The organism is Leifsonia sp., from assembly GCF_051955155.1.
Lineage (GTDB): Bacteria > Actinomycetota > Actinomycetes > Actinomycetales > Microbacteriaceae > Leifsonia.
In genome coordinates, this window is sequence record NZ_JBQCGZ010000043.1 from 61,916 (window position 1) to 70,013 (window position 8,098).

Annotated in this window: 8 protein-coding genes; all 8 read left to right on the forward strand. The window is 70.6% G+C overall.

Translation table 11 applies throughout. The features are described 5' to 3' along the window. Window positions 1-109: 109 nt before the first annotated feature. The gene (gene metG, locus ACTHMF_RS04410) at window positions 110-1,699 is read left to right on the forward strand and encodes a methionine--tRNA ligase (protein ID WP_314148546.1); all 1,590 of its coding nucleotides are present in this window, start codon (window positions 110-112) and stop codon (window positions 1,697-1,699) included. Next, window positions 1,696-2,625, forward strand: a complete 930-nt coding sequence (locus tag ACTHMF_RS04415; protein ID WP_314148547.1) for a TatD family hydrolase — start codon at window positions 1,696-1,698, stop codon at window positions 2,623-2,625. The genes metG and ACTHMF_RS04415 overlap by 4 nt, the downstream gene beginning before the upstream one ends. Beyond that, window positions 2,622-3,470, forward strand: a complete 849-nt coding sequence (gene rsmA, locus ACTHMF_RS04420; RefSeq protein ID WP_440316454.1) for a 16S rRNA (adenine(1518)-N(6)/adenine(1519)-N(6))-dimethyltransferase RsmA — start codon at window positions 2,622-2,624, stop codon at window positions 3,468-3,470. The genes ACTHMF_RS04415 and rsmA overlap by 4 nt, the downstream gene beginning before the upstream one ends. Window positions 3,471-3,545: 75 nt before the next feature. Next, a complete protein-coding gene (locus ACTHMF_RS04425) occupies window positions 3,546-4,490 on the forward strand; it encodes a 4-(cytidine 5'-diphospho)-2-C-methyl-D-erythritol kinase (protein ID WP_440316455.1) in 945 nt (314 codons plus the stop codon). Between the two features lie 218 nt (window positions 4,491-4,708). Further along, window positions 4,709-4,975, forward strand: a complete 267-nt coding sequence (locus tag ACTHMF_RS04430) for a hypothetical protein (RefSeq protein WP_440316456.1) — start codon at window positions 4,709-4,711, stop codon at window positions 4,973-4,975. 22 nt (window positions 4,976-4,997) lie between these two features. Continuing rightward, a complete protein-coding gene (locus ACTHMF_RS04435; RefSeq protein ID WP_440316457.1) occupies window positions 4,998-6,875 on the forward strand; it encodes an alpha/beta hydrolase in 1,878 nt (625 codons plus the stop codon). A gap of 14 nt (window positions 6,876-6,889) precedes the next feature. Further along, window positions 6,890-7,441, forward strand: coding sequence for a hypothetical protein (locus ACTHMF_RS04440; RefSeq protein ID WP_440316458.1), 552 nt, complete (start codon window positions 6,890-6,892; stop codon window positions 7,439-7,441). 39 nt (window positions 7,442-7,480) lie between these two features. Next, the gene (locus tag ACTHMF_RS04445) at window positions 7,481-8,020 is read left to right on the forward strand and encodes a hypothetical protein (RefSeq protein WP_440316459.1); all 540 of its coding nucleotides are present in this window, start codon (window positions 7,481-7,483) and stop codon (window positions 8,018-8,020) included. Window positions 8,021-8,098: the final 78 nt, after the last annotated feature.

Genomic DNA, 8,098 nt, shown 5'->3' on the forward strand with positions numbered 1-8,098 from the left:
CGCTGCTACTGGCGCGTCGATACTCGCATCTCGTCACCACTCGGCGCGGGGAGCACCAGAGGAGGTAACACACCGGGACCAGCCTCCGCGCGCCCGTAGGATAGTCACCATGTCCGACGGCTCCTCGTTCTACATCACAACGCCGATCTTCTACGTGAACGACGTCCCGCACATCGGGCACGCCTACACGGAGGTCGCCGCCGACGTCCTCGCGCGCTGGCACCGCCAGGCCGGCGACGACACCTGGCTGCTGACGGGGACGGACGAGCACGGCCAGAAGATCCTCCGCACCGCGACCGCCAACGGCACCACCCCGAAGGAGTGGGCCGACCGCCTGGTCACCAACGAGTGGCTGCCGCTGCTGAAGACGATCGACATCGCCAACGACGACTTCATCCGGACCACCGACGAGCGCCACGAGACCAACGTCCAGAAGTTCCTGCAGAAGCTGTACGACGACGGCTACATCTACGCCGGCGAGTACGAGGCGCTCTACTGCGTCGGCTGCGAGGAGTTCAAGCCGCAGAGCGAGATCGTCGACGGCACGGGCGAGTACGAGGGCCAGAAGGTCTGCGCCATCCACTCCAAGCCGCTGGAGCTGCTGCAGGAGAAGAACTACTTCTTCCGGATGAGCGACTTCGCCGACCGCCTGCTCGCGCTCTACGAGGAGCGCCCCGAGTTCGTGCAGCCGGAGTCGGCACGCAACGAGGTCGTCAGCTTCGTCCGCCAGGGCCTGTCCGACCTGTCGATCTCGCGGTCCAGCTTCGACTGGGGCATCAAGGTGCCGTGGGACGAGTCGCACGTGGTCTACGTGTGGTTCGACGCGCTGCTCAACTACGTCACCGCGGTCGGCTACGGCCAGGACGAGGAGACGTTCGAGCGGCGCTGGCCGGCGACGCACCTGGTCGGCAAGGACATCCTGCGCTTCCACGCCGTCATCTGGCCCGCGATGCTGATGGCCGCGGGCCTGGAGGTTCCGCACCGCGTGTTCGGACACGGCTGGCTGCTCGTGGGCGGCGAGAAGATGTCCAAGTCCAAGCTGACCGGTATCGCGCCGACCCAGATCACCGACACCTTCGGCTCCGACGCGTTCCGCTACTACTTCATGCGCGCGATCAACTTCGGCCAGGACGGCTCGTTCAGCTGGGAGGACCTCTCCGCGCGCTACCAGGCGGAGCTGGCCAACGGCTTCGGCAACCTCGCGTCCCGCGTGATCGCTATGGTCACCCGGTACTTCGAGGGGATCGTGCCGCCGGCCGGGGCGTACCAGGAGGCGGACCTGCAGGTGCAGCGCGTCGTCGCCGCGGCCACCGCGGACGCCGACGCCGCGATCGGCCGGTTCGCCATCCACGACGCCCTGACCGCGGTGTGGACGATCGTGGACGAGCTGAACGGCTACATCACGCTGCAGGAGCCGTGGGTGCTCGCGAAGGACGACGCCCAGCGCGAGCGCCTCGGCACCGTGCTGTACACCGCCGCCGAGGGCCTGCGCGCGCTCGCGGTCCTGCTCTCGCCGGTCATCCCGCAGGCCACCGCGAAGCTCTGGACGGCGCTCGGCGCGTCCGGCGAGCTCGGCGCGCTGGCCGACCAGCGGCTCCGCTCGGCGGGCGACTGGGGGCAGCTGCCTGCGGGCACCGAGGTGAACGGCCTGGAGGCGCTCTTCCCCCGGATCGACGCGGACGCGGTGCCCGGCGCATGACGGACCCGGCGTTCATCCGGCAGCGGCACGTCACGGACGGGCGCGACCTCGCGTACCCGCCGCTGCCGGAGGCGCTGACCGTCCCGGTCTACGACAACCACACGCACCTCGAGATCGCGGACGGCGAGCAGCCGCTCGACTACCGCGAGCATCTCGACCGCGCCTCCAGCGTCGGCGTGCGCGGCGTCGTCCAGGTCGGAAACGACGTGGAGACCTCGCGCTGGTCGGCCGAGACCGCGGCGATCGAGCCGAGGATGCTCGCCGCCGTCGCCCTGCACCCGAACGACGCCCCGGACTACGCCGAGCGCGGCGAGCTGGATGACGCCCTCGCCGTGATCGCCGAGCTCGCGGGCCGGCCGCGGGTGCGCGCCGTCGGCGAGACCGGACTCGACTTCTTCCGCACCGAGGAGGGGCCGAGGCGGGACGCGCAGTTCGCGTCCTTCGAGGCGCACATCGAGATCGCCAAGCAGAACGGCATCGCGCTGCAGATCCACGACCGGGATGCGCACGCCGCCGTCGTCGCGACCCTGAAGCGCGTCGGCGCCCCCGAGCGCACCGTCTTCCACTGCTTCTCCGGCGACGTCGAGCTGGCGAACATCTGCGCCGAGAACGGCTGGTACATGTCGTTCGCGGGCAACATCACGTTCAAGAACGCGCCGAACCTGCGCGAGGCGCTGCGGGTCGCCCCGCGGAACCTGATCATGGTCGAGACGGACGCGCCGTTCCTCACCCCGACGCCGTACCGCGGCCGCCCGAACGCGCCGTACCTGGTGCCGCTCACGCTCCGGGCGATGGCGGAGACGATCGGGACGGACGCCTCCACCCTCGCCGCGCAGATCAACTCCAACACCGAGCTGGTCTACGGACGCTGGGACAGCGAACCGGTCGGCCCGCCGCCGACGCAGCCGATCGGCATCATCGCGTGAGCGAGCTGCGGCTGCTGGGGCCGGCGGAGATCCGGGATCTCGCCGAGCTGCTCGACGTCACCCCGACCAAGAAGCTGGGCCAGAACTTCGTGATCGACGCCAACACCGTCCGGCGCATCGTCCGCGTCGGCGAGGTGGAGGCGGGCGATGTCGTCGTGGAGGTGGGCCCCGGTCTCGGCTCCCTCACGCTGGGCCTGCTGGAGGCGGACGCGCGCGTCGTCGCCGTGGAGATCGACGGCCGGCTCGCCGCCCAGCTCCCCGTCACGGTCGCGCAGCTCGCTCCGGACGCGGCGGACCGGCTCACGGTCGTGCACCAGGACGCGCTGACCGTGACCGAGCTGGCCGAGCAGCCCGCGCGGCTGGTCGCCAACCTGCCGTACAACGTGTCGGTGCCGGTGCTGCTGCACTTCCTGGAGACCTTCCCGACGCTGCGGTCCGGCGTCGTCATGGTGCAGGCAGAGGTCGGCCAGCGGGTCGCGGCGGGCCCCGGCTCGAAGGTGTACGGAGCGCCGAGCGTCAAGGCGGCCTGGTACGGCAGCTGGCGCACGGCCGGCGCGGTCAGCCGGCAGATCTTCTGGCCGGTGCCGAACGTCGACTCGATCCTCGTCGGCTTCGAGCGGCACGAGACGCCGCCGGGCGACGAGGCGCTGCGGCTGCGGACCTTCCAGCTGGTGGATGCCGCGTTTCAGCAGCGCAGGAAGACGCTGCGGCAGGCGCTCTCCCCGGTGTTCGGCGATCCCGCCGCCGCGGAGGAGGCGCTGACGGCCGCCGGTCTGTCGCCGTCGGCGCGCGGCGAGCAGCTCGCGCTCGCGGACTTCGCGCGGCTCGCCCAGACCCGTCCCTGAGCACTGCCGGCACCGTTCCCGCGCGCCGCGCGCGACACGTCGTTCGCGGCCCTGCGCGGTGTGTAGGTTTGAGGCATGGTGGAGGCAGGGGCCGGCTGGGACGTCGACAGCGTGCATGTGCGCGCTCCGGGCAAGATCAACGTCTTCATGCGGGTCGGCGCCGTCCGCGACGACGGCTACCACGACGTGGCGACCGCCTACCAGGCCGTCTCGCTCTACGAGGATGTGCGCGCCGCCCCCGCCGACGACTTCTCGCTGAGCTTCGGCGGCAGCATCGAGACCTCCGACCTCCCGACCGACGACCGCAACCTGGCCATCAAGGCCGCCAAGCTGCTCGCCAAGCGCACCGGGTTCACCGGGGGCGTGCGGCTGCGGATCGACAAGCACGTCCCGATCGCGGGAGGCATGGGCGGCGGCTCGGCGGACGCCGCGGCGACCCTGGTCGCCTGCGACGCGCTGTGGGGCACGGACGTCGGCCGCGAGGAGCTGCTGACGCTCGCCGCGAAGCTCGGCGCCGACGTGCCCTTCGCGCTGGTCGGCGGCACCGCGATCGGAACGGGCCGCGGCGACCGGTTGAGCCCGGCGCTCGCGACCGGTCAGTTCCACTGGGTGCTCGCGCTTCCCGACTCCCGGCTGAGCACGCCCGAGGTCTACTCCGAGCTGGACAGGCACCGCGAGCGGCACGCCGGCGACATCCGCCCGGCGCAGCTCTCCCCGAGCGTCGACGCCGAGGTGCTGCAGGCCCTGCGCGCGGGGGACCCGGCGATGCTCGCCGACGCGCTCACCAACGACCTGCAGGCGCCGGCCATCCACCTCGCCCCCGAGATCGCGGGCGTGCTGGAGCTCGGCGAGCTGAACGGTGCGCTGGCGGGGATGGTGTCCGGCTCCGGCCCGACCGTCGCGTTCCTGACGGCGGACCTCGACAATGCGCTGGACCTGCAGATCGCCCTGAGCGCCTCCCGGGTGAAGGCGGTGCGCGCGACAGGCCCGGTGCACGGCGCGCGCATCCTGAACGACTGAGGGCGACGGGCCGCTCCCGGCGTCGCCGGAAAAGCGCAGTGATCTGTGGAATATTAAGTCGATCACTCCTCATTCGATATGCTGAGGCTCCAACCTCGAAGGAGTCTCCATGTGGAACAGGACGGTCGGCTGCGGGGAGAGCGGTCCGTGGGCGCCGCAGGCGCTGATATGGGAACCGGACGGCCAGAGCGCGTCCGCGATCGGCTGACCCGACGATCGTGGAAGTCGACTATGGCGCCCTGACGGTAGCGGCATCGGGTCTCACCTCCGCGGCGTCTCGCCTGGATGCGGATGCGGCGGTGCGCGACCAGCTGCTCTCGGGGTCGTCCCGTGCGAACGACGAGCACGCGGTCGGCGTGGCCGATCGCACGCTCACGCTGGCGACGATGAGCACGGTGGTCCGGGCTCAGGGCGTGGCCTGCCGGGCGATGGTGACCGACTTCGGGCTGCTGGACGCGCAGATCGCATCGCGCGTGGTGTCGTGATGCGCGGCGAGGGGAGTCGGTCGTGACGGCGGGTGACAAGGCGCTGGCCGGCAGTGCCGACACGGTGAGGGAGGTCGGTTCGGCGCTGGCGGCTCGGACGGTGGGGACCGACGTGTACAGCAGCGTGCTCGGGGCGGCCACCGCGCTGGGCGGCCAGTCGGGCAGCGCAGTGTCGGTGGAGCGGATCCTGACGAGGATCCAGGCGGCGTCGGCGCCCGCGAACACCGTGCAGCAGGCGGACGCGGCGTGGGGGACGGCGTTGGACCGGTTCGGGAGTCAGATCGCGGACCTGAAGCGTCGCGCGCGGCTGGCCAGGGACCAACTGGCGACGGCGGACGGCGAGATCGGCGCGGCGCAGTCCTGGTTGGACGGTTTCGACGCGCTGGACACCCCCGGCGACGAGTTCGAGCGTCGAAGGCACGCCCGTGAACTCTCGGAGGCTCAGGAGGGCAGAGCGGCCGCGCTGCACCGGTTGAGGGCGTTGGACGAGGAGCGTGCCGGGGTCGATGCGGCCGCGACCGCCGCGATCACGGAGGCGCGAGCCTGGTATGCGGCGGCTCGCAACGCGCTGCCCAGCCCGCCCCGCGTCTCCGCGGGCGTCCACGTCACCGTGCCGACGCCGGGCGGTGGAACCGCTGAGGTGTCGGCGGTCGCGTTGGCGCAGCTGAAGGATCCGGCGAAGATCCGCGCACGGTGGGATCTGCTCAGCCACGCGCAGCAGCAGGCGTTGATCGCCGACTGCCCGCTCCTGATCGGCAACCTCGAGGGCATCCCGCTGCGTGACCGGAACACTGCGAACGTGATCACGGCGACCGAGTACCGGGCGGAGCTCGAGAAGCAGATCGCCGCACTCGACCTCCAGCAGAAGCAGCCGGGAGCGGAGGGGCTGTTCGCGGACGCGATCGCCGACCTCCGCGCGGAGATCGCGAGCATCGACGCGATCCTCGGCGACCGCAACGACAGGCATCGCGGCACGCCCGGCTTCGGCGAGTACCTCAGCTACGACGAGCACGGCCGTCGCATCACTCAGCAGGGCACGACGCTGGTCGCGTTCAACCCGTACTGGGACAGCACGGTGACCTTCCAGGGAATGCTGGACCCGGTCACCGGTGACATCCCCGCCTGGATGAGCAGCATCGGCATCTCGGTGCCGGGTACCACCTCGGGGCTCGGCACCCTCACCACCGACCTGGATCGCACGAAGGACATGTTCGACGCTTCTCTCGGCCAGGCGGGGTATTTCACCTGGCACGGCGCGCCGCTTCCGGAGACGCTGCCCGAAGCCGCCGAACGCGGCTTCGCCGAGGTGGCGGCACCACGGCTGGCCTCCTTCGCGAACAGCCTGCGGCTGCCGGAGACGACGGCGGTGACGGTGATCGGCCACAGCTACGGCGCCGCGGTCCTCGGCGGCGGTGAGGTGCTCGGACTGCGCGCCGACCGGGTGGTCTACGTGTCCCCCGCCGGGCTGGGGCACACCGCGACCGGCCTGACAGACTTCCCGAACACGAAGGACAAGCCGCACTTCCTCCTCCAGTCCCGCAACGACCTGATCGGCCTGACCCAGGGCTTGTCCGGTCTCGGCCTGGGCCACGGCACGACCAACCCCACCACCGCGCCCGGGATCGTCCGCCTGGAGACCGGATACCTGAAACACGGCGACCCGGCCTCGGGGACGCTGGAGAGCACCGGGCCGATCGATTCGCACACCAAGGTCTTCACCCCAGGGAGCACGTCGTTCACGAACATCGTCAATGCGGTGATCGGGGAGCCGGTGTCGTTGTTCCATCGGGATGCGAAGCGGGTCGGCCCGCACGGGGTGCTCGTGGACGATCCGGGAACCGGGGTGACGATGCCGGAGGAGCTGATCTCGCCCCGCGACCTGTCCCCGGTGAGTGGATGAACGCCGGGTGGCGGGTGGTGACCGCGCTGGTGGTGGCTGGTGCGGTATTGGTGGTGTCGGGGTGCGGGTGGAGCGAGGAGCGGGAGGCGGCGCAGGTGGCCAGTCAGGAAGCGCAGTTGAAACTGTTGATGAGCGTCGCGGAGGGCAAGGGAGCGGAGATCATGGGTCAGATCCCGGCGTCCGAGGTCGGAACGACGGTGGACACCAGTGGTATCCGGCTGACGAGTGATTTCTATGAGGAATGGCCGAAGTACTACAAGTGGTCGCAGACGGTCGAGCTTCATCTGGACGGGCCGCGCACCCCGGCTCAGGTGGCGGATGATCTGGAGCCGTGGCTGGCGCAGCATGGCTGGAAGCGGGATAAGGGGCACGAGTTCCCGCCTCGGTCGAGGAGCTTCACCCGGTACTACCGGTGGGACGGCTTTCTCTTGGAGCTCGAAGCGTTCACCGATCCGCCGCCCCGAGCCCAGGCGGTGCGATTCATGATCGTGACCCCGGACACGGACGCGGACGCGCCGAGTCCGGCGCCGACGACGGGGTCCGGGAGTCCTAGCGGCGATGACTGAGGTGGACGTCGGGGGTAGCGGATGAAGGGCCGGTGGCGGGTGGTGACCGCGCTGGCGGCGGCCGGTGCCGTGGCGGTGCTGTCGGGGTGCGGGTGGAGCGAGGATCGGGAGGCGGCACAGGTGGCCAGTCAGGAAGCACAGCTGAAGGTGCTGATGAGCACCGCGGACGGCAGGGGTGCGGAGATCATGGGGCAGATCCCGGCGTCCGAGGTCGGAACGACGGTGGACACCAGCAGTATCGCGCTGACCAGTGACTTCTATGAGGAATGGCCGAAGTACTACGTCTGGTCGCAGACGGTCGAGCTGCATCTGGACGGGCCACGCACCCCCGCTCAGGTGGCGGATGATCTGGAGCCGTGGCTGGCGCAGCACGGCTGGATGCGGGAAGAGGAAAACGAGTTTCCGCCCGGTCGGGAGAGCTTCACCCGGTACTACCGGTGGGGTGGTTTTCGCTTGGCGGTCGAAGCATTCACTGATCTTCCGCCCCGAGCCCAGACTCTCAGATTCGCAATCATCACCCCGGACACGGACCCGGACGCGCCGAGTCCGGCGCCGACGACGGGGTCCGGGGAGTCCTAGCGGCGAGGCGTGAGGTGGGCGTCGAGGGCAGCGGAGCGGGGCACCGTTCCGACGTTGCCCGAGGATGCCCGACCGCGC

Excerpts from the sequence above, each read along its gene's own strand:
- metG (WP_314148546.1), top strand. The coding sequence starts at position 110 with ATGTCCGACGGCTCCTCGTTCTACATCACAACGCCGATCTTCTACGTG.
- ACTHMF_RS04415 (WP_314148547.1), top strand. The coding sequence starts at position 1,696 with ATGACGGACCCGGCGTTCATCCGGCAGCGGCACGTCACGGACGGGCGC.
- ACTHMF_RS04425 (WP_440316455.1), top strand. The coding sequence starts at position 3,546 with ATGGTGGAGGCAGGGGCCGGCTGGGACGTCGACAGCGTGCATGTGCGC.